The 19,930-nt window shown below is 67.6% G+C and carries 15 protein-coding genes; 12 read left to right on the forward strand and 3 right to left on the reverse strand.

Annotated elements, in window-relative coordinates; all coding sequences use genetic code 11:
- Positions 1-114: 114 nt before the first annotated feature.
- From gap to DX03_RS04170, 8 genes are all read left to right on the forward strand, one after another.
- Positions 115-1,119, forward strand: coding sequence for a type I glyceraldehyde-3-phosphate dehydrogenase (gap, locus tag DX03_RS04135; RefSeq protein WP_038686561.1), 1,005 nt, complete (start codon positions 115-117; stop codon positions 1,117-1,119).
- Positions 1,120-1,302: 183 nt separating this feature from the next.
- Positions 1,303-3,999 (forward strand): DUF2339 domain-containing protein, encoded by a 2,697-nt coding sequence (locus tag DX03_RS04140; RefSeq protein ID WP_038686563.1) that lies wholly within the window; start codon positions 1,303-1,305, stop codon positions 3,997-3,999.
- Complete coding sequence (locus DX03_RS04145) at positions 3,999-5,363, forward strand: DUF3999 domain-containing protein (protein WP_038686565.1); 1,365 nt, start codon at positions 3,999-4,001, stop codon at positions 5,361-5,363. The genes DX03_RS04140 and DX03_RS04145 overlap by 1 nt, the downstream gene beginning before the upstream one ends.
- A 617-nt stretch (positions 5,364-5,980) precedes the next feature.
- Complete coding sequence (locus tag DX03_RS04150; protein WP_038686567.1) at positions 5,981-7,156, forward strand: phosphoglycerate kinase; 1,176 nt, start codon at positions 5,981-5,983, stop codon at positions 7,154-7,156.
- Entirely contained in the window at positions 7,156-7,821 is a 666-nt protein-coding gene (locus tag DX03_RS04155; RefSeq protein ID WP_051598739.1) for an HAD hydrolase-like protein, read from the forward strand. Before DX03_RS04150 ends, DX03_RS04155 begins: the two co-directional genes overlap by 1 nt.
- 213 nt (positions 7,822-8,034) lie before the next feature.
- Positions 8,035-9,501, forward strand: a complete 1,467-nt coding sequence (pyk, locus tag DX03_RS04160; protein WP_038686569.1) for a pyruvate kinase — start codon at positions 8,035-8,037, stop codon at positions 9,499-9,501.
- Positions 9,502-9,668: 167 nt separating this feature from the next.
- Positions 9,669-10,673, forward strand: coding sequence for a class I fructose-bisphosphate aldolase (locus DX03_RS04165; RefSeq protein ID WP_038686571.1), 1,005 nt, complete (start codon positions 9,669-9,671; stop codon positions 10,671-10,673).
- 322 nt (positions 10,674-10,995) lie between these two features.
- Positions 10,996-12,327 carry a M1 family metallopeptidase gene (locus DX03_RS04170; RefSeq protein WP_244880179.1) on the forward strand — a complete coding sequence of 444 codons (1,332 nt, stop codon included), beginning with the start codon at positions 10,996-10,998 and terminating at the stop codon, positions 12,325-12,327.
- Positions 12,328-12,351: 24 nt separating this feature from the next.
- Here DX03_RS04170 and DX03_RS04175 read toward each other — a convergent pair whose 3' ends face one another.
- Complete coding sequence (locus tag DX03_RS04175; RefSeq protein ID WP_038686573.1) at positions 12,352-13,035, reverse strand: hypothetical protein; 684 nt, start codon at positions 13,033-13,035, stop codon at positions 12,352-12,354.
- Between the two features lie 307 nt (positions 13,036-13,342).
- On the opposite strand from DX03_RS04175, the gene DX03_RS04180 reads away from it, so the two are divergent.
- Positions 13,343-13,978 carry a hypothetical protein gene (locus tag DX03_RS04180; RefSeq protein WP_185753457.1) on the forward strand — a complete coding sequence of 212 codons (636 nt, stop codon included), beginning with the start codon at positions 13,343-13,345 and terminating at the stop codon, positions 13,976-13,978.
- A 65-nt stretch (positions 13,979-14,043) separates the two neighbouring features.
- Here DX03_RS04180 and DX03_RS04185 read toward each other — a convergent pair whose 3' ends face one another.
- Positions 14,044-14,640 (reverse strand): O-acetyl-ADP-ribose deacetylase, encoded by a 597-nt coding sequence (locus tag DX03_RS04185; protein ID WP_038686576.1) that lies wholly within the window; start codon positions 14,638-14,640, stop codon positions 14,044-14,046.
- 247 nt (positions 14,641-14,887) lie between these two features.
- Positions 14,888-15,847 carry a cysteine synthase A gene (gene cysK / locus DX03_RS04190; RefSeq protein WP_038686578.1) on the reverse strand — a complete coding sequence of 320 codons (960 nt, stop codon included), beginning with the start codon at positions 15,845-15,847 and terminating at the stop codon, positions 14,888-14,890.
- A gap of 204 nt (positions 15,848-16,051) precedes the next feature.
- Here cysK and DX03_RS04195 point away from each other — a divergent pair, with 204 nt between their 5' ends.
- From DX03_RS04195 to DX03_RS04205, 3 genes are all read left to right on the forward strand, one after another.
- On the forward strand, positions 16,052-17,035 hold the full coding sequence (locus tag DX03_RS04195; protein ID WP_038686579.1) for a LysR family transcriptional regulator: 984 nt from the start codon (positions 16,052-16,054) through the stop codon (positions 17,033-17,035).
- A gap of 247 nt (positions 17,036-17,282) precedes the next feature.
- On the forward strand, positions 17,283-17,717 hold the full coding sequence (locus DX03_RS04200) for a DUF2946 family protein (protein WP_185753525.1): 435 nt from the start codon (positions 17,283-17,285) through the stop codon (positions 17,715-17,717).
- Between the two features lie 73 nt (positions 17,718-17,790).
- Positions 17,791-19,851: a TonB-dependent copper receptor gene (locus DX03_RS04205; RefSeq protein WP_038686583.1), complete on the forward strand. Its 2,061-nt coding sequence runs from the start codon at positions 17,791-17,793 to the stop codon at positions 19,849-19,851.
- The last annotated feature ends 79 nt before the right edge of the window (positions 19,852-19,930 follow it).

Below are 19,930 nucleotides of genomic sequence, written 5' to 3' on the forward strand. Positions count from 1 at the left end.
CACATGTAACCGGTTCCCATTCGCCTCCCGGGGACCGGGTCCGGTCTGGCCCTGCTAGAATGAGCGCCCCTTTCCATCGGCGCCGCACCGTCGCGGCTGCAGGAGCTTGTGAACATGGCAATCAAGGTTGGCATCAACGGTTTCGGTCGCATCGGGCGCAACGTGCTGCGCTCGGCCGTGCTGAACTTCGGCAATGACATCGAAATCGTCGCCATCAACGATCTGCTGGAGCCGGACTACCTGGCGTACATGCTGAAGTACGACTCCGTGCATGGCCGCTTCAAGGCCGACGTGGAAGTGTCCGGCAGCGACCTGCTGGTCAACGGCAAGAAGATCCGCCTGACCCAGGAACGCGACCCGGCCAACCTGAAGTGGGACGAAGTCGGCGTGGACGTCGTCATCGAATCCACCGGCCTGTTCCTGACCAAGGACACCGCGCAGAAGCACATCGATGCCGGCGCCAAGAAGGTGATCCTGTCGGCGCCGTCCAAGGACGACACCCCGATGTTCGTGTTCGGCGTGAACGACAGCACCTACGCCGGCCAGGCCATCATCTCCAACGCTTCGTGCACCACCAACTGCCTGGCCCCGCTGGCCAAGGTCATCAACGACAAGTGGGGCATCAAGCGCGGCCTGATGACCACCGTGCATGCGGCCACCGCCACCCAGAAGACCGTCGATGGCCCGTCCAACAAGGACTGGCGCGGCGGCCGCGGCATCCTGGAGAACATCATTCCGTCCTCCACCGGTGCAGCCAAGGCCGTGGGCGTGGTGATTCCGGAACTGAACAAGAAGCTCACCGGCATGAGCTTCCGCGTGCCGACCTCGGACGTGTCGGTGGTCGATCTGACCGTCGAACTGGAAAAGGAAGCCACCTACGCCGAGATCTGCGCCGAAGTGAAGGCACAGAGCGAAGGCGCGCTGAAGGGCATCCTGGGCTACACCGAAGACAAGGTAGTGGCCACCGATTTCCGCGGCGAGACCCACACCTCGGTGTTCGACGCCGATGCCGGCATCGCGCTGGACAGCACCTTCGTCAAGCTGGTGTCGTGGTACGACAACGAATGGGGCTACTCCAACAAGTGCCTGGAAATGGCCAAGGTTGTTGCCGCCAAGTAAGCGCGGCGCGTCATCGGTAGTCCCTGCGAACCCCGGCCCTGTGCCGGGGTTCGTCGTTTCCGGGGTGCAACCGGTCCGGGCGGGCGACCGCCCGCAGCCGCCGCCGATCCATTAGCATGGCCGCGTGCCACCGGCATGGCGTTGGCAAGGGCCGCCGGGGCTTCCCTATGAGGATGGCGTGCAATGGAAGCGTTGATTGCCTTGGTAGCGGTGGTGCTGCTGCTGATCCCGGTGCTGCTGATCGTGGCGCTGGTGATGATCGCCGGCCTGCGTCGGCGGGTTGCCGCGTTGGAACTGCAGCAGTTCGAGGGCCGGCCGGCCAACGTCGCTGACCCCGCACACGCCGACGCGCCGGAGGTGCGCTCGGTGCATTGGGCCGACCAGCCCTACCAGGCACGCGTCCCGGTTGCCGATGCTGCCCAACCGCCGGCCACCCTGACCCGGCCGGCCATGCCGGACGCATCGGCCGCGGCCGCATCTGCCGCCGCTACTGACCCGGCCCCCGCCGCGCCCCCCAGCCGGCCGCCACCGCTGCCGCCGGCACCGAGCGCGCCGCCACCGCCTTCGGAGCCGGGCCTGGGCGAGCGCATTGTGGGGGCCATCAAACACTGGTTCACCGACGGCAACGTGCCGGTCAAGATCGGCATGCTGGTGCTGCTGGCCGGTGTCGCCGCGCTGCTCAAGTACGCCAGCGACCAGGGCTGGTTGAACGCACCGATCGAGCTGCGGCTGGCCGCCATTGCCGCTGCCGCGCTGGGCGGCCTGGTGTTCGGCTGGGTCCAGCGCGACCGCCGGCGCCTGTTCGCGCTGGCCCTTCAGGGCGGGGCGATCGGCGTGCTGCTGCTGACCGTCTTCGCCGCGTTCAAGCGCTACGACCTGATCGATGCCCTGCCGGCGTTTGCGATGAGCGTGCTGCTGATCGCCGGCATGGGCGTGCTGGCGGTCGTGCAGAATTCGCGCACGCTGGCGGTGCTCGGCATCCTGGCCGGGTTCATGGCGCCGATCTGGCTGTCCACCGGCAGCGGCAACCACGTCGCACTGTTCTCGTATTACGCGGTGCTCAACGCGGCGATCCTCGCCATTGCCTGGTGGCGTCCGTGGCGGGTACTCAACCTGCTCGGGTTTGCCTTCACCTTCGGCATCGGCACTGCATGGGGCGTGCTGCAGTACAACGCCGACAAGTTCAGCAGCACCGAGCCGTTCCTGCTGCTGTTCTTCGCCTTCTACCTGCTGATTCCGATCCTGTATGCACGCCGGCAGCCGGCGGAAAAGCGCGACCTGGTCGACGGCAGCCTGGTGTTCGGTACGCCGCTGATCGCCTTCTCGCTGCAGGCCGGCATGCTGCATGACGACCGGCTTGCACTGGCCCTGTGTGCCCTGGGCCTGGCGGCGTTGTACGCGGTGCTCGGCTGGGCGCTGATCCGGCGCGCGCGCTACGCCGCATTGGGCCAGTCGCACGCGGTGCTGGCCGTGGGCTTTGCCACCCTGGCGGTACCGTTGGCGCTGTCTGCGCGCGCCACCGCCAGCGTGTTCGCGCTGGAAGGCGCCGGGCTGGTCTGGCTGGGCCTGCGCCAGAAGCGGTGGCTGCCCCAGATCGCCGGCGCGCTGCTGCAGCTGGGGGCGGCGTTTGGGTTCGTGGTCGGCGCCGACTACTGGCACACCGATGCCACCGCGATCGCCAACCCCACCTTCATGAGCGGGCTGCTGCTGGCCGTGGCCGGCTTCGCCTCGGCGTGGTGCTACCGGCGTGCACGCCAGGATTCGCCCGCCATCGTGTATTACCTGTGGGGCCTGCTGTGGTGGCTGGGCGGCGTGATCCACGAGGTGGGCCGCTTCGTCGCGCGCGACAGCCGCCCGGACGCCCTGCTGATCGCGGTGGCCTTCAGCGCCTGGGTGGCGGCCGAAGTGCATCGGCGCGCGCCAGCCCGCGCGCTGGTGCTGACCACGCTGGCGATGCTGCTGGCCGCGTTCCCGCTGGCGCTGTGGCAGGCCGACGTGCACCAGCAGCCGTTCGCCGGCTACGGCGCGCTGGCCTGGGCCGTGTTCGCGGTGCTGGGCGTGCGCAGCCTGTGGTGCCTGCGCGGTGGGCAGGACCGGGTGGCGCTGGCCGCACAGTTCAGCTGGTGGTTGTTGTGGCCCAGCGTGGTGTCGCTGGCGTGCATGTGGCTGGCCGACCGCTTCGCGCTGGCGCAGGGCTGGTCGTTGGCGCTGGCGTTGCTGCCGTGGCTACTGGTGGCCGCCACCGCACTGCTGCGCTGGCCGTGGCTGGCGATGCCGCTGGGTGCACGCTTCGACGTGCTGCGCACCGCACTTACCGCCACGCTGTTCGGGGTGCTGGGCGTGAGCTGGCTATGTCTGCTGATACAACCGGCCTCGCCGGCACCGCTGCCGTGGCTGCCCCTGCTCAATCCGATGGAACTGGCGCAGCTGGCGGTGCTCGCCCTGGCGGCACGCTGGCTGTGGTCGGCACCGGCACCGGCCGGTCTGCGGGGCCGGCGCGTACCGGTGCTGGCCATCGCCGGCTTCGCCCTGCTCACCAGCACCACCCTGCACAGCGTGCACCACTGGGGCGCGGTGCCGTGGAACGACGCACTGTGGTCCTCGACCCTGGCCCAGACCAGCCTCACCGTGGTCTGGAGCGTGCTCGGCGTGATCAGCTGGGTGTGGGGCTCGCGCCGTGGCCAGCGCACCCTGTGGCTGGTGGGCGCGGTGTTGATGGGCGTGGTGCTGGCCAAGCTGGTGCTGATCGACCGCCAACACCTGGGCAACCTGTTGGGCATTTCCTCCTTCATCGCCTACGGCCTGCTGTGCACGGTCGTGGGCTACCTCGCACCGGCACCGCCGCGCGCGCCGGACGCTACCGTGGAGTCTCAGTCGTGATGACGTTGCGCACCCTGATCGCTGTGTTGTCCCTTGCCGCGGTGCCGTCGCTGGCGCAGGCCGCCGATGCGCGCCAGGACTACCGCCAGCAATGGCCGTTGCAGCTGTCCCAGCCGCAGGCCGGCGCTTACCGGGTGATGCTGGACGAGGCGGTATACCGCAGCGCGGTGTCGCCCAGGCTGGCGGATGTGCAGGTGTTCAACGCGCAGGGCCAGGCCCTGCCGACCACGTTGCTGAGTGCCGACCAGCCGCTGGCGCGTCCTGCGCAGTGGCAGGACCTGGCCTGGTTCCCGCTGCCGGCGATGGCCGGTGCCGGTGCCGATGACCTGCAACTGCTGACCGAACGCAACACCGACGGCAGCGTGCGCCGGGTGGAAGCGCGGCTGGGCCGCAGTGGTGCCGGCAGTGCGCAGGCCGCAGGGTGGCTGGTGGACGCAAGTGCGCTGAAAGTGGGTGTGCAGGCGCTGCGGCTGGACTGGCAGGCGCAGTCGTCGCTGCAGGCGCGGGTACGGGTGGAGGCCAGCGACGATCTTCAACAGTGGCAGCGCATTGCCGACGACGTACCGTTGGTGGACCTGCAGCACGATGGGCGGCGGCTGCAGCAGCGGCGCATCGAGATCGGCCGCCAGGCGCGCTATTTCCGCATCCTGCCGATCGGTGCCGATGCACTGCCGGTGCTGTCCAACGTGCAGGCGGAACTGGCACCGGCGCTGGAGGCGATCAACTGGCGCTGGGAATCGTTGGGTGGCGCCGCCGGCAAGCCGGGCGAGTTCGAGTATCAACTGCAGGGGCGTTTCCCGATCTCGCAGGTCGACATCAGCACGGCCGACAACAGCGTCGTGCAGTGGACGCTGCTCAGCCGCGACGATGCCGCGCAGCCGTGGCAGGTACGCGCAGGCCCGTGGGTGGCCTACCAGGTGCAGGACGCCGCCGAACGCCGTCGGTCGCAGACACAATCGTTGCCGGTGCCCACGCGCGACCGCTACTGGAAGCTGGTGGCGGCGCAGGCCGAGCCGAACCAGGCGCCCACGCTGAAACTGGGCTACCAGCCCGAGGCCCTGGTGTTCCTGAGCCAGGGCGAGCCGCCGTACAGCGTGGCCGCCGGCAGCGTGCGCGCGCGCCGCAGCGATGCGCCGGTGGGCACGGTGATCGCGCAACTGCGCGAGCAGCAAGGCGCGCAATGGCAGCCGGCCGCCGCGACGCTGCAGGGGCAGGCGCAGGTCCTGGGCGGCGCCGCCGCCGTGGCCACGCAGCGCGACTGGAAGCGGTGGCTGCTGTGGGGGCTGCTGGTGCTGGGCGTGCTGATCGTGGGCGGGTTTGCGGTGAGCGTGCTGCGGCAGAAGCCTGGGGACGTTGCTGGTTGATTGTTGTTGTTTTGCTGACGGCTAAGGCGGCGCTTTGGTTGTTCCTGCGGTGAGGTGGCCGGGTGGCCTTGCCCAGGACACGCCGTAAACCCGTCCTTGGGGGCTCGGTGTTGCCATCCATGGCAACACACGGTCCTGGGCAAGGCCACCCGGCCACCTCCGGACGGTTCACCGCGTTGGCGGTGGGGGAAGAGCTGCCGGGCAGAGCCCGGCACTACGTGTCCGAGCGCCGCTTTGTGGACGTGCTTCTCACCATTCCTCCGCATTCATGACGATGAGGCTGCCGGGCAGCGCCCGGCACTACCGGTGGGCTTTTGCATGCGCGCCGACCAACTGTCGAGTGTGGGGGCCTGTGGGTTCACGGGACCCTGAGCCGCATGGATGCGGCGACGGAGCTTACAGGGACGTACTTGCAGCGTGTCCCGTGAACCCACAGGCCCCCGCACAGCGCAGGAGCATCGGCCGTAGGGCTCTGGACTTGCACTTGGACTTGGACTCGGCTTTTGGCTTTTGGCTTCTGTTTCCACCCGAAAATTTGCGATGCACCCGCGCAGCCGGGACAATGGGCGTCTGCGCCGTGCGTGGCGCCCTTTCCTTTTTCAGCCAAAGAGTTGCCCATGTCCATCGTTCGCATGACCGACCTCGATCTCTCCGGCAAGCGCGTGCTGATCCGCCAGGACCTCAACGTACCGATCGAGAATGGCCGCATCACCTCCGAACAGCGCATCACCGCATCGCTGCCGACGCTGAAGCTCGCACTGGAAAAGGGCGCCGCCGTCATGGTCACCTCGCACCTCGGCCGCCCCACCGAAGGCGTCTGGAGCGAAGCCGAATCGCTTGCCCCCGTGGCCCTGCGCCTCTCCCAGCTGCTCGGCGTCCAGGTCCCGCTCGTGCGCGACTGGGTCGACGGCGTCGACGTTGCCCCCGGCTCCATCGTCCTGCTCGAAAATTGCCGCATGAACGTCGGCGAAGGCAAGGACGACGAAACGCTCGCCAAAAAGTATGCCGCCCTCTGCGACGTCTTCGTCATGGACGCCTTCGGCACCGCGCACCGCGCCCAGGCCTCCACCCATGGCGTCATCCGCTTCGCCCCCATCGCCGCCGGTGGCCCGCTGCTCATGGCCGAACTGGACGCGCTCGCCAAGGCCCTGCTCGCGCCCGCCCAGCCACTGCTCGCCATCGTCGCCGGCAGCAAGGTCAGCACCAAGCTTGAACTGCTGTCCAGCCTCGTCGGCAAGGTCGACCAGCTCATTGTCGGCGGCGGCATCGCCAACACCTTCATCGCCGCCGCCGGCTACCCGGTCGGCAAGTCGCTGTACGAACCGGACCTGCTCGACACGGCGAAGAAAATCGTCGCCGACGCCAAGGCCCGCGGCGCCGACATCCCCCTGCCCACCGACGTCGTCGTTGCCAAGCAGTTCCTGCCCGACGCCGAAGCCACCGTGAAGGCCGTGGCCGACGTCGCCGAAGACGACCTCATCCTCGACATCGGCCCGGACACCGCCCAGCACTACGCCGGGCTCATCGCCAAGGCCGGCACCGTGGTCTGGAACGGCCCCGTCGGCGTGTTCGAATTCGAGTCCTTCAGCCACGGCACCCAGGCCTTGGCCCAGGCCATCGCCGCCTCCCCGGCGTTCTCCATCGCCGGTGGCGGCGACACCCTGGCGGCTGTCGACAAGTACGACATCGCCGACCAGGTCAGCTACATCTCCACCGGCGGCGGCGCGTTCCTGGAGTTCCTGGAAGGCAAAACCCTGCCGGCCGTCGCCGCGCTGGAAGCACGGGGCGCCTGATGACCCTCGGTCGTCACGCCTTCGAACAGCGCCCAACGCTGTTCTTCGACCTCGATGGCACCCTGATCGACTCGGCGGTCGGCATCACCCAGTGCGTGGCCCATGCGCTCACCCAGATGGGCCAGCCGGTCCCGCCGCAGGAGGAACTGCGGCGCTGGATCGGCCCATCGCTGCGCACCAGCTTCGCGCCGCTGTTTGCCGACCCGGCCGATGTCGAACAGGCAGTCACCTACTACCGCGAGCGTTTCGACGTGGTGGGCTGGCGCGAGCACGAGGTGTATCCGCGCATCGGCCAGGTCGTGCAGGAACTGCACGGCCGCGGCCACCGCCTGGCCATTGTCACCGCCAAAAACGAGCCGCACGCACGCCGCATCATCGACCACCTGCCGTTTGGCAGCTGCTTCGAGGACGTCATCGGGGCCACGATCGACGGCAGCCGCAGCGAGAAACCACAGCTGGTCGCCGAAGCCCTGCAGCGCCTGTCGCTGACCCCGCATCAGTGCTGGATGATCGGCGACCGGCGCATGGATATTGCCGGCGCGCGTCATCACGCCATGCGCAATATTGGCGTGTTGTGGGGATTCGGCGGCGCGGAAGAGCTGCAATTGGCCGGTGCGCAACATCTGGCAAACACGCCAGACGACCTGCTCACGCTGCTCGCCTGAGGCACGCGGCGGCGTCCCGTACGCCGCCGCATGTCCCGCGCAAAGCCAACCGGGTCGGGGCTTGTCGGCATTTCGGCGTCAACCGATGTCCGCCCGGCGGTCCGCCGGTGTCTGCAGGACAACAGCAAGAGCCAGCTGCCCCAAGGCTGTAAACGTATTCATGGGACGTGAAGGGTGTGCTAATTTCGATCCTTTCCCGGGAGCCCATTTACCATGATTGAGCGTCAGCGTCGCACCAAGATCCTTGCCACCCTCGGACCGGCAACCGACCCGCCGGGCGTGCTGGAGGATCTCTTCCGCGCCGGCGTGAACGTGGTTCGCCTCAACTTCAGCCACGGTGACCCGTCCGGCCAGGCCAAGCGTGCCGCCGACGTGCGCGCCGCCGCGCAGCGCGTGGGCGTGGAAGTGGGCATCCTGGCCGACCTGCCGGGCCCGAAGATCCGCATCGAGCGTTTCACCGAAGGCAAGATCAAGCTCAAGGCCGGTGACCGTTTCGACCTGGTCGCCTCGGCCAACCCGCCCCCGGGCGATACCACCCAGGTGGGCGTGAGCTACCTCGGCCTGCCGCAGGACGTGGTGGCCGGTGACGTGCTGCTACTCGACGACGGCCTGATGCAGCTGCAGGTCCTGGAAGTGCAGGGCGAGCGCATCATCAACACCGTGCTCAACGACGGCGTGCTGTCCGACCGCAAGGGCCTGAACAAGCAGGGCGGTGGCCTGTCGCTGGGCGCGCTGACCGAGCGCGACAAGGAACTGATCGGCATCGTGGCCAAGATCGGCGTGGATTTCATCGCTGTCTCGTTCTGCCGCAACGCGCAGGACATGAACGATGCGCGCGCCATCGCCGAATCGCATGGCTGCTACGCCGCGCTGGTGTCCAAGATCGAGCGCACCGAAGCCATCGAGAACCTGGAAGAAATCGTCGACGCCAGTGATGTGGTGATGGTGGCCCGTGGCGACCTGGGCGTGGAAATCGGCGATGCCGAACTGCCGGGCCTGCAGAAGAAGATCATCAAGGCCTCGCTGGCCCAGAACAAGGTGGTGATCACCGCCACGCAGATGCTGCAGTCGATGGTCGAAAGCCCGATCCCGACCCGTGCCGAAGTGCTGGACGTGGCCAACTCGGTCATCGACGGCACCGATGCGGTGATGCTGTCGGCCGAAACCGCCGCTGGCATGTACCCGGTCAAGGCGGTAGAAGCGATGGCACGCATCTGCCTCGGTGCCGAACGCCAGTTCCAGACCGAGACCGATTTCGGCGCCTCGCCGCGCAACCTGGAACGTGCCGACCAGGCCATCGCCATGGCCACCATGTTCCTGTCCCAGCACGTGGGCGTGCGTGCGATCGTGGCGATGACCGAATCCGGTGGCACCGCGCGCTACCTGTCGCGCTTCCGTGCGTCGGCCCCGGTGTTCGCAGTGACCCGCCACGACGGCGCCCGTCGCCAGATGGCGCTGATGCGCGACGTGTTCCCGATCAACTTCGACAGCCGCGGTTTCACCCCGCGCGAAGCCGCCCGCGGCAGCATCCGCCTGCTGGTGGAAGCCAACCAGCTGCAGGCCGGTGACCGCGTGGTGTTCACCAGCGGCGAGCACATGGAAACCCATGGCGCCACCAACACCCTGCGCCTGCTGGAAGTGGGTGAAGACGGGCGCGCCAGCGGTCTGGGCGACCTGTAAGGGAAACTGCCGGGCAAACCCCGGCAGTGCAGCACACGGCGGCGCGGCGGAAACGTCGCGCCGTCATGCGTTGGGCATCTGAAAGCGTTTCCAGATTCTGTGGACGGTCAGTTCACGGGAGGCGGGCGCTATAATTGCGTTTTTCCCGCACCCGCCACAGGAAATACATGAGCATCGAACAGCTGGCCGAAACCGCCCAGGCCATGGTCGCCCCGGGCAAGGGCATCATCGCGATCGACGAATCCACCGGCACCATCGGCAAGCGCTTCGCCAGCGTCGGCCTGGAAAACACCGAAGAGAACCGTCGCGCCTACCGCGAAATGCTGCTGACCACGCCGAAGCTGAACGAGCATATCTCCGGCGCGATCCTGTACGACGAAACCATCCGCCAGTCCACCAAGGACGGCGTGCCGTTTGCCAAGTACATGGCCGACAACGGCATCATTCCGGGCATCAAGGTCGACAAGGGCGCCCATGCGCTGGCCGGCTGCCCCGGTGAGCTGGTGACCGAAGGCCTGGACGGCCTGCGCGAGCGCCTGCAGGAGTACTACAAGCTGGGTGCGCGCTTCGCCAAGTGGCGTGCGGTGATCAACATCGGCGAAAGCATCCCGTCGGGCACCTGCATCGAGTCCAACGCCCACGCGCTGGCCCGTTACGCGGCGCTGTGCCAGGAATGCGGCCTGGTGCCGATGGTCGAGCCGGAAGTGATCATGGACGGCGACCACGACATCGAAACCTGCTACGAAGTCACCGAAGCCACCCTGCGTTCGCTGTTCGACGCGCTGTACCAGCAGAACGTGCTGCTGGAAGGCACCATCCTGAAGGCCTCGATGGTCATCTCGGGCAAGGGCTGCGAAGAGCAGGCCGACGTCGAGGAAGTGGCCGAATCGACCGTGATGTGCCTCAAGAGCACGGTGCCGGCGATCCTGCCGGGCGTGGTGTTCCTGTCCGGCGGCCAGAGCGACGAGCAGTCCACCGCGCACCTGGATGCCATGAACCAGATGGGCAACCTGCCGTGGCCGCTGAGCTTCTCCTACGGCCGCGCCATGCAGCAGGCCGCGCTGAAGCTGTGGGCCAAGGACACCAAGGCCAACATCGCCAAGGCACAGCAGACCGTGTACGACCGCGCCAAGGAAAACGGCCAGGCGGCACTGGGTAAGTGGAACGGCTGATACCGGCCTGACCGCACCTGAAAAAATGCCGGCCCTGTGCCGGCATTTTTCTTGGTTCTTCGCCCTGCCCAGGCGCAACCGTCGGCGGGTTGGGCGCTGGGGCCCCATGCCCTTTCCGGCGAATGTCCCCCGGCGTCGGCCTGCGGCCGCCACCTCCTCCTTTATTTCGCCTCCAAGGGCATGGGGCCCCAGCGCCCAACCCGCCGACTCCATCGAACATCGCGGGTTTGTTTCCAGGTCCACCACCATTGTGATGGCGTGCCGCACGCATCCATCGTGGCATGGCAGGATGCGCCAGGCCTGGGCGAGAAGGGAGTCGAAGATGGCATGCCGTTCGTTGTTGCACGCGCTTCTGTTGATGCCGTTGTTGTTTGCCGTGCGTGCACATGCGTCTGCACCGCGCGCGTTTGATGTCATCAGCTACGAAGTCGCGCTTGAGCCGGACATTCAGCAAAAGCGCCTGCAGGGAAAAGTGACGGTGTGGTTCGACGCGGTCCAGCGCGTGCAGACATTGACCCTGGATGCCGGCGAGCTGGACATAGCTTCGGTCACCCAGGGCGGGCGGGCGCTGCAGTTCGAGCAGACCAACGGCCGCCTTCGGATCACGCTGGCCGAGCCGATACCTTCAGGCGCCTTCGGCAACGTTCGCATTGCATACTCCGGCGCGCCCCGCTTCGGGCTGGAGTTCGCCCCCGAGCGCGACGAGGTGTACAGCGTGTTCTCCACCAGCCAATGGATGCCGTCGGTGGATGCGCCGGATGAGCGGGCCCGCCTGCATCTGTCGCTCACACTACCAGCCGGTCTGCTGGCCGCCGGCAGTGGTCGTGCAAAACCACCGCGCACGCTGGCTGATGGACGAATTGAACACCGCTGGTCGTCCGATAGCGCACTGCCGGCGTACGTGTATGGCTTTGCGGCCGGGCGCTATCAGGAAGCCACCCGCCAGCACGATGCCATCGCACTGCGCTTCCTGTCGGTGGATCGAACCCCGGCACAACTGCAGACGCTGTTTGCCCGCACCGGCGACATGCTCGACTTCTTCGCTGCGCGCGCCGGGCTGCCCTACCGCGGTGAGAGTTACCAGCAGGCACTGGTGGAAAGTACCATCGGCCAGGAAATGGCCGGGCTATCGCTGATGTCCGAAGACTACGGACAGGGCGTGCTGGACGATCCGGATGACACCGCGCTGATGGCGCACGAGGCCGCCCACCAGTGGTGGGGCAACCGGGTGACCTGCGCCAGTTGGGAACACTTCTGGCTCAACGAGGGCATGGCCAACTTCATGACCGCCGCCTACCTGCAGCATGCGCAGGGCGAGGCCGCCTACCAGGCACAGGTGCAGGGCTGGCGCACGCGGTTGGAGGCGCTGCGCGCCAAAGGCGCCGATCATGCGCTGGTCTATGCCAACTGGGATGCGCCGACCGGCGACGACCGGGCGGTGGTGTATCGCAAGGGCGCGTATGTGCTGCACCTGCTGCGCGGTGAACTGGGGGAAGAGGCATTCTGGCGCGGCCTGCGCGATTACACCCGCACCTATGACGGCCGTTCGGTGACCACCCTCGATTTCCAGCACGCGATGGAAAAGTCGGCAGGGCGCTCGCTGCAACCGTTCTTCCAGCACTGGGTGTACGGCGCAGACGCAACGGCGCGCTGAAAACGCTGGCAACGGCACGCCGTACTAGGGCAGTGACGGCCCGTGGATACCGTTGATGCTGGCATCGGAAGAGAAGATGAAGCGGTGCTCGACGCGCCCGTCCTTGCCGGGCACCGTTACGTCGATCATCGAATAGGCGGGCGTGTTACCGGCAAGCGACAGCGACTGCCGCCACTGCTCGACCTGCGCCGCGTCAGCGCGGCCGCCCGTGGAGATCGTGCCCGCGCACAGGCTCAGTCCGCACGCAAAATTCTGCATCGACAGCGCCGGATTTTCCTTCAGTGCGGCTTGCAGGTTCCGGGAATACGCGTCGGTCAGTTCCGCCGCTTCCGGAACACGCATCGACTGCTGCGCGATCAACGCCAGGTAGTGATCGAACGCGTCGCCCTTCAACGCAAGCATGGCCTGGTCGAAGGAGAGTTCCGAGCCCTGCAACATCGCCGATTCAAACGCGAGGTAGGGGGCTGGGTTGGCCGCGGGCGGCGTCGAGGGCGTTACCCACCGTGCATCTGGCGTACCCGCGTCACGCCCGTTGAGCGGTGACGTCGGTCGGGTAGATCCCGGCGTGGCTGACGCTGCCAGGCCATCTGCGGGTTCGCCCGTGCCGAGCATGCGGGCCAGCGAGCGCGGCTGCACGACCAACCAGAGGCCGGCCAGCAGCACGATCACCACCAGGCTGCCCACCCGCAGCGTGTTTCCCTTGCTCATACCATTCTCCGTGTTGGCGGCGGTAACGGCTGCGCTACCCCTGCGCCATGCCCATCTGCTACAGCGCAAACACTATCGGCGGTACGCAGGTGGAAATAGAACACAGTTCACGTTTCGATTGACGCAATGCGCAGTAGGCTGCATTGAGATGCATACAAGCTATTGCTTTTGCATCTGTACGCACGGTCCACGATGGCCGGGGGTGGTGTACGGAAGGGCGCGTCCTGCGCCCGGTTGCGGTTCGGCGTTCCGGCTTCTCCATGTGTCATCCAAGGGAATGTTCTTTCCAACAGGAGTAGGAGTGATGATGAAGCGTCAACTGTTTCCCGGTGTGCTGGTAGCGCTCGTTGCGGGCGGTCTGCTGGCAGGCGCCGCGTTCGCAGCCACCCAGACCATTACCGCAAGTACCCGCAACGGCGGCTCCACATCCGGCAATGCCATTGCCACGTCGGCCTCACGGATCACCTGCACGCAGGCCTCCGGGGGCAGTGCTGGCACCATCCCGCGCTGCAGTGTGCAGGCCCCGGGTTGGAACGGCGTTGTTGAAGTAGGGAAGTCCATTGGCACCACCGGCGCCGGCAACGTCGTCCTCAACTGCAACGGGACGTATCCCGCCACTGGGGGGCTGAGCTGCACGGCACAGATCGACGATACGGTGTGCACGGCATCGCAGACGATTTCCGGCGCGGCCAGCGGTGGCAACTCGTATCGCGGCCTGGCGGCCGTGAAAGCCAACGCCACCATCCAGTGCGTCTCGGCCACCGGCGGCACCAACGGCACCACCTGCGGCATCCAGGCGCCGGGCGCCAACGCGTCGATGACGGCCGGCCAGACCATTGCATCGTCGGGACCGGGCACGGTCTCGATTTCCTGTGGTGGTCAGTATCCCGCCGCGGGCGGTGGGCTGAGCTGCACCGCACAGGTCACCCAGGTCTGTCCGTGATCGGCAACGCATGAAAAAAAACGCCGGCGCAGTGCCGGCGTTTTTCGTGCATCAGCCGTTTTCGCTCAATGCGAGGCCGCCAAGCCTGCATCGCCGAGTGGTGGCATCACCAGTGGGCGCGGTTCGTCAGCGCTCTGGCCTGCCGTCGCCAGTGCCTGCAGGTAGGCCTTCGCGGTGGCCGTGTTGAACGCAACCAGCACGATCCGCTTGGGCTGCGCATGGCTGCGCTGCCACGCCAGGGTTTCGGTCACCGCCACCTGTGCCGCCTGGTGCAGCGGATAGCCGAACACGCCGCAACTGATGGCCGGGAACGCGATCGACTGCAGGTCCAGCTTTTCGGCCAGCTGCAGCGACTTCCAGTAGCAGTTGGCCAGCAGGGCCGGTTCATCGCGCTGGCCGTCCTGCCACACCGGGCCCACCGTATGGATCACGTGGCGGGCCGGCAGGTTGTAGGCCGCCGTGGCACGCACCTCGCCGGTAGGGCAGCGCATGCCCGGGCGGATCTCGGGCAGGGCCTGGCATTCGGCCAGCAGCGCCGGGCCGGCCGCGCGATGGATCGCGCCGTCCACACCGCCACCGCCAAGCAGGGATTCGTTGGCCGCATTGACGATCGCATCCACCGCCAGGGTCGTGATGTCGCCCTGCCACACTTCGATCTTCATGCGTGCCGCTCCTTGATACTGATACCGGGTCCATTGCAACGGGTGACTGCTGCCTCGCACGTTACCGGGCGGGGGATCTAGGCTGCGTCATCATCGTCTCAGGCGGCGCGACCCGATGTGCGCCGCCTTGCAGTTCACACGATGCGGTCCATTGCCTTCACCGTAGATGAAGGCAACTTCGATAGCTGAATACGAAGACGCCCACCGGGCGGTGGGCGTCTCGGGCTCCTTCAGACCAACGCGGGGCTCAGGGCAGACCGGCCAGCCAGTCGTCGTCGGAGCCCTCGTTGATGTCGGCAAACAGCGGGGTCGAGAAGTAGCGCTCGCCGGTGTCGGGCAGCATGGCCAGGATCACGCTGCCCTTGTCGGCCCGGGCGGCGATGTCCAGCGCGCTGGCCACCGTGGCCCCGGCGGAGATGCCCACGAAGATGCCTTCCTCGGCCGCCAGCCGGCGCGAGGTCTCGATCGCGCGGGCATCGTCGATGCTCAGCAGTTCATCGTAGACGCCCCGGTTGAGCACCTCCGGCACGAAGTCCGGGGTCCAGCCCTGGATCTTGTGCGGCTTCCATTCCTCGCCCTTGAGCAGCGCCGCACCGGACGGCTCGGTCGCGACGATGCGGGTGTCCGGGCGGGCCACCTTGAGCACCTCGCCCACGCCGGTCAGGGTGCCGCCGGTGCCCCAGCCGGTCACGAAGTAGTCCAGGCGCTTGCCGGCGAAATCGCGCAGGATTTCCGGTGCGGTGGTGTTGCGGTGGTAGGCCGGGTTGGCCGGATTGGCGAACTGGCTGGCCAGGAACCAGCCGTGCTCGTCGGCCAGTTCCTTGGCGCGGCGGACCATGCCCGAGCCGCGCTCGGCCGCCGGGGTCAGGATCACCTTGGCCCCGTAGGCGCGCATCAGCTTGCGGCGCTCGATGGAGAAGGTCTCCACCATGGTGGCCACGAACTTGTAGCCGCGCGCGGCCGCCACCATCGCCAGCGCCACGCCGGTGTTGCCGGAGGTGGCTTCGACGATGGTGTCGCCGGGCTTGAGCACGCCGCGCGCTTCGGCGTCCAGGATGATCGCCAGCGCCAGCCGGTCCTTCACCGAGCCGCCGGGATTGAACGACTCGACCTTGGCGTAGACGGTGACGTGGTCGGGGGCGATGCGGTTCAGGCGGACCACCGGGGTGTTGCCGATGGTGTCCAGGATCGAGTTGTACAGGGCCATGGGAATGCTCCAGGGAAGTCCGTTCACCGCGCCCGGCGCGGCAGGGGGAGGGCAGGGCGGGGATGCTCCGGCAGACCGTAGCCCCGGCATATGCCCCCGGGAAATGACCTGATACCCTTCTTAAACAACATTTGGTTATAAGCTGGTGACGGCAATTGCCCTACAGTCGGATTGCCCTCCCTTCGCCTGCCGTGCCACACGCCCATGACGCTGACCCAACTCCGTTATCTGGTGGCCATCGCCGACGCCGAGCTCAACATCACGCTCGCCGCGTCGCGCGTGCATGCCACCCAGCCTGGCTTGTCCAAGCAGCTCAAGCAGCTGGAAGACGAGCTGGGCTTCCTGTTGTTCGTGCGCAAAGGGCGCAGCCTGGAAGCGGTCACGCCGGCCGGCGTGGAAGTGATCGGCCGCGCGCGTGCCGTGCTGGGGGAAGCCAACAACATCCGCACCTACGCGGCCAACCAGCGCCGCGAAAGCCAGGGCCAGCTGGTTCTCACCACCACCCATACCCAGGCGCGCTTCGTGCTGCCGCCGGCCGTGGCGAAGATCAAGCAGGCCTACCCGCAGGTCAGCGTGCACCTGCAGCAGGCCGCCGAAAGCGATGCGCTGGATCTGCTCAGCCAGGGCGATGCGGACATTGCGATCATTTCCACGGCCGGCGCCGAACCCAGCGCCGGTATCGCCATTCCGCTGTACCGCTGGCGGCGGCTGGTGCTGGTGCCGCGCGGGCATGTGCTGGACCGCCCCGGTGCCGCACCGGACCTGCAGGCGCTGTCCACCCAGCCGTTGATCAGCTATGAATCCTCCACCCGCGGCAGCTCCTCGCTGCAGCGTGCCTTCGCCAGTGCCGGGTTGACCCCCGACATCGCGCTGACCGCGCTGGATGCGGATCTGATCAAGACCTACGTGCGCACCGGCCTGGGCGTTGGCCTGCTGGCGGAAATGGCGGTCAACGCCAGCGACGAAGACCTGCGCGCGTGGCCGGCCCCGGCCCCGATCGACGAGTGCATCGCGTGGGCGGTGCTGCCGCGCGACCGCGTGCTGCGCGACTACGCGCTGGAGCTGGTGCACGTGCTGGCCCCGCAGATCGACACCCGCGACCTGCGCCGCGTCATCGACGGCAACCAGGAGGCCAACTGGCCGCTGCCGCCCACCTGGGAATCGCTGACGCAGACCATCACCGTCTGAGAAGCGACGGTGATGGCGGCGCATGCTTCCTCTACCCCGCGACTTTGGCGCGCCCCCTTTAACAGAAGGGGGCTTTTCTCCAGAGGGGGGTAGGGGATCGGCCGGGGCCTTGCAGAGGCCGCTGCGACGGTTGGTCGCAGGGCGTCGGGCCGCCCGACCCACGGTCGGGCGCTACCATGATGGGGTGAATGTCCGCCGTCGCCCGTACGCCGTTCTGCTGCAGCTCGCCTTCGTGGCCACGCTGCTGATGGCGCTGGCGCCGCTGGTCAGCCGCTGGCAACAGGCGCATGCCGATGCGCCGCTGATGCTGATGCCTTCGGGCATGGCTCATGCCATGCCGGTTGCCGACGTTCCCGCTGATCCGCACGCCGGGCACGGCATGCCGGCCTCGCACCAGCACCACGCAATGCCGATGCAGGACATGCCGATGCACGGCATGGCCACGCACGCCGCCGCCCCGTCGCCGAGTGCACCTGCGCCACCGCTGGACGAACACGCCGGCCATGGCGAGGCGTGCGAGTACTGCATGATGGCCTCGCGGCTGATGCCGTGGCTGGCGGTGTTGATCCTGCTGCTACCGGCGCTGCCGGTGGTCGCCCCGACGGTGCTGCGCGCCGTCGCCACGCCGCGCAGCCTGCGCTGGCCTGCGCATGCCGCACGCGGCCCACCGCTGAACGCCTGAAACCGCCGATGTCCTTTCCTGCTGCGTGACGCCGTGATGGCGGCGCGCGCCTGTGCGTTTTCTGGAGTTCCACATGAATCTCGCTTCCCGCAGTGCGGGCGCAATGACGCGCCTGTCTGTTTCCCTGTCGCTCGCCCTGGCCATGCTGCCGCTGCACGCCGCCGAGCGTGAACCCGCGCAGACCCTGGACACGTTGGTGGTGACCGCCACCGCCCCGTCCTCGCCGCTGCACTGGGTCACCGACCCGCGCCTGCCGCGCCAACCGGTACCCGCCAGCGATGGCGCCGACTACCTCAAGACCGTGCCGGGCTTTTCGGCGATCCGCAACGGCGGCACCAACGGCGACCCGGTGCTGCGTGGCATGTTCGGGTCACGCCTGAACATCGTCAGCAACGAGGGCAACCTGATCGGCGCCTGCCCCTCGCGCATGGACAACCCGCTGTCCTACATCGCGCCGGAAACCTTCGACCGGCTGACCATCATCAAGGGGCCGCAGAGCGTGCGCTGGGGCGCCGGGGCCTCGGCCGGCACGGTGCGTTTCGAGCGCGACACCCCCCGTTTCGACGCACCGGCCATGGATATCAACGCCAGTGCACTGGTGGGCTCGCGCAACCGCAACGACCAGGTGCTCGACCTGACCGCCGGTGCGTCGCAGGGCTACGTGCGGGTCAACGGCAACCGCTCCGAAGCGGACGATTACAAGGACGGCAATGGCTACGTGGTGCCGTCGAAATGGCGCAAGTGGAACAGCGACGTGGCCGTCGGCTGGACACCCGATGCCGACACCGTGCTGGAGCTGTCGGCCGGCACCGGTGACGCCATCGCGCGCTACGCCGGGCGTGGCATGGACGGCGCCGCGTTCAAGCGCACCAGCTATGCCGCCCGTTTCGAGAAGGACAATCTGCCCGGTGCCTGGGACAAGCTGTTGGCCAACGTGTATTACAACGACGCCGACCACGTGATGGACAACTACACGCTGCGCACGCCCAATCCGGACAGCAGCATGCCGATGCCGATGGCCGCCAATGTCGACCGTCGTACCACCGGCGGCCGCATCGCCTCGGAATGGCGCTGGCAGGACATCGCGGTGGTCGCCGGCGTGGACGCGCAGGACAGCCGGCACCGCAGCCGCAGCGGCATGGGCCGCAATACCTATGAGCAGCAGCCCTGGCGCACCGACGCGCGCTTCGAGAACCTGGGTGCCTTCAGTGAGATCACCCTGGGCGAGGGCACCGCCCAGCGCTGGGTGGGCGGCCTGCGCATCGACCGCGCCGAGGTCACCGACGAACGCCGCACCAGCGGCATGATGGCCATGCCCAACCCCACCGCCGGCCAGCAGCGCCGCGAGTACCTCGGCAGCGGCTTCCTGCGCATCGAACGCGATCTGGCGCCGTCGCTGACCTGGTACGCCGGCATCGGCCACAGCGAACGCATGCCCGACTACTGGGAACTGTTCTCGCCGGACATGGGGCCGATGGGCGCGGCGAACGCGTTTACCGGCATCCAGCCGGAGCAGACCACCCAGCTGGACCTGGGCCTGCAGTACCGCAGCGCGCGCCTCAACGCGTGGGTATCGGCGTATGCCGGCCGGCTGCAGGACTACATCCTGTTCACCTACTTCGACGGCGGCATGATGGGCAGCATGACCCAGGCCAACAACGTGGATGCCCGCATCGCCGGTGCCGAGGCCGGCGCCGACATCATGCTCGGTACGCGCTGGAAACTGGGCGGAAGCCTGGCCTATGCCTGGGGCGAAAACCGCAGCGATGGCAGCCCGTTGCCGCAGATGCCGCCGCTGGAAGCACGCGTGAGCGCCACCTGGGAAGCCGACCGCTGGAGCGTGGGCGCGCTGGCCCGTGCGGTAGCGCACCAGCATCGGGTCGCCGATGGCCAAGGCAACGTGGTGGCCCGTGACCTGGGTCCGAGCGCCGGCTTTGCCACTCTTGCGCTCAATGCCAGCTACCGCATCAACGATGCGCTGCTGCTCAGTGCCGGCATCGACAACGTGTTCGACCGCGCCTACAGCGAACACCTGAACCTGGCCGGCAGCGCCGACTTCGGCTTCCCGGCCGACCCGGTGCGGATCAACGAACCGGGCCGGACGGCGTGGATGAAGGTGAACTACCGGTATTGAGGGACGTGGCGCCGGGCGTTGCCCGGCTGCCACGTGTCACCGTCACGTAGAGCCGGGCTCTGCCCGGCTGCATCCGCCA

The organism is Stenotrophomonas rhizophila, from assembly GCF_000661955.1.
GTDB lineage: Bacteria > Pseudomonadota > Gammaproteobacteria > Xanthomonadales > Xanthomonadaceae > Stenotrophomonas > Stenotrophomonas rhizophila.

Bases quoted from the DNA above. Each gene is read 5' to 3' on its own strand.
- gap (WP_038686561.1), top strand. From the start codon at position 115: ATGGCAATCAAGGTTGGCATCAACGGTTTCGGTCGCATCGGGCGCAAC.
- DX03_RS04140 (WP_038686563.1), top strand. From the start codon at position 1,303: ATGGAAGCGTTGATTGCCTTGGTAGCGGTGGTGCTGCTGCTGATCCCG.
- DX03_RS04145 (WP_038686565.1), top strand. From the start codon at position 3,999: ATGACGTTGCGCACCCTGATCGCTGTGTTGTCCCTTGCCGCGGTGCCG.
- DX03_RS04150 (WP_038686567.1), top strand. From the start codon at position 5,981: ATGTCCATCGTTCGCATGACCGACCTCGATCTCTCCGGCAAGCGCGTG.
- DX03_RS04155 (WP_051598739.1), top strand. From the start codon at position 7,156: ATGACCCTCGGTCGTCACGCCTTCGAACAGCGCCCAACGCTGTTCTTC.
- pyk (WP_038686569.1), top strand. From the start codon at position 8,035: ATGATTGAGCGTCAGCGTCGCACCAAGATCCTTGCCACCCTCGGACCG.
- DX03_RS04165 (WP_038686571.1), top strand. From the start codon at position 9,669: ATGAGCATCGAACAGCTGGCCGAAACCGCCCAGGCCATGGTCGCCCCG.
- DX03_RS04170 (WP_244880179.1), top strand. From the start codon at position 10,996: ATGGCATGCCGTTCGTTGTTGCACGCGCTTCTGTTGATGCCGTTGTTG.
- DX03_RS04175 (WP_038686573.1), bottom strand. From the start codon at position 13,035: ATGAGCAAGGGAAACACGCTGCGGGTGGGCAGCCTGGTGGTGATCGTG.
- DX03_RS04180 (WP_185753457.1), top strand. From the start codon at position 13,343: ATGAAGCGTCAACTGTTTCCCGGTGTGCTGGTAGCGCTCGTTGCGGGC.
- DX03_RS04185 (WP_038686576.1), bottom strand. From the start codon at position 14,640: ATGAAGATCGAAGTGTGGCAGGGCGACATCACGACCCTGGCGGTGGAT.
- cysK (WP_038686578.1), bottom strand. From the start codon at position 15,847: ATGGCCCTGTACAACTCGATCCTGGACACCATCGGCAACACCCCGGTG.
- DX03_RS04195 (WP_038686579.1), top strand. From the start codon at position 16,052: ATGACGCTGACCCAACTCCGTTATCTGGTGGCCATCGCCGACGCCGAG.
- DX03_RS04200 (WP_185753525.1), top strand. From the start codon at position 17,283: ATGGCGCTGGCGCCGCTGGTCAGCCGCTGGCAACAGGCGCATGCCGAT.
- DX03_RS04205 (WP_038686583.1), top strand. From the start codon at position 17,791: ATGAATCTCGCTTCCCGCAGTGCGGGCGCAATGACGCGCCTGTCTGTT.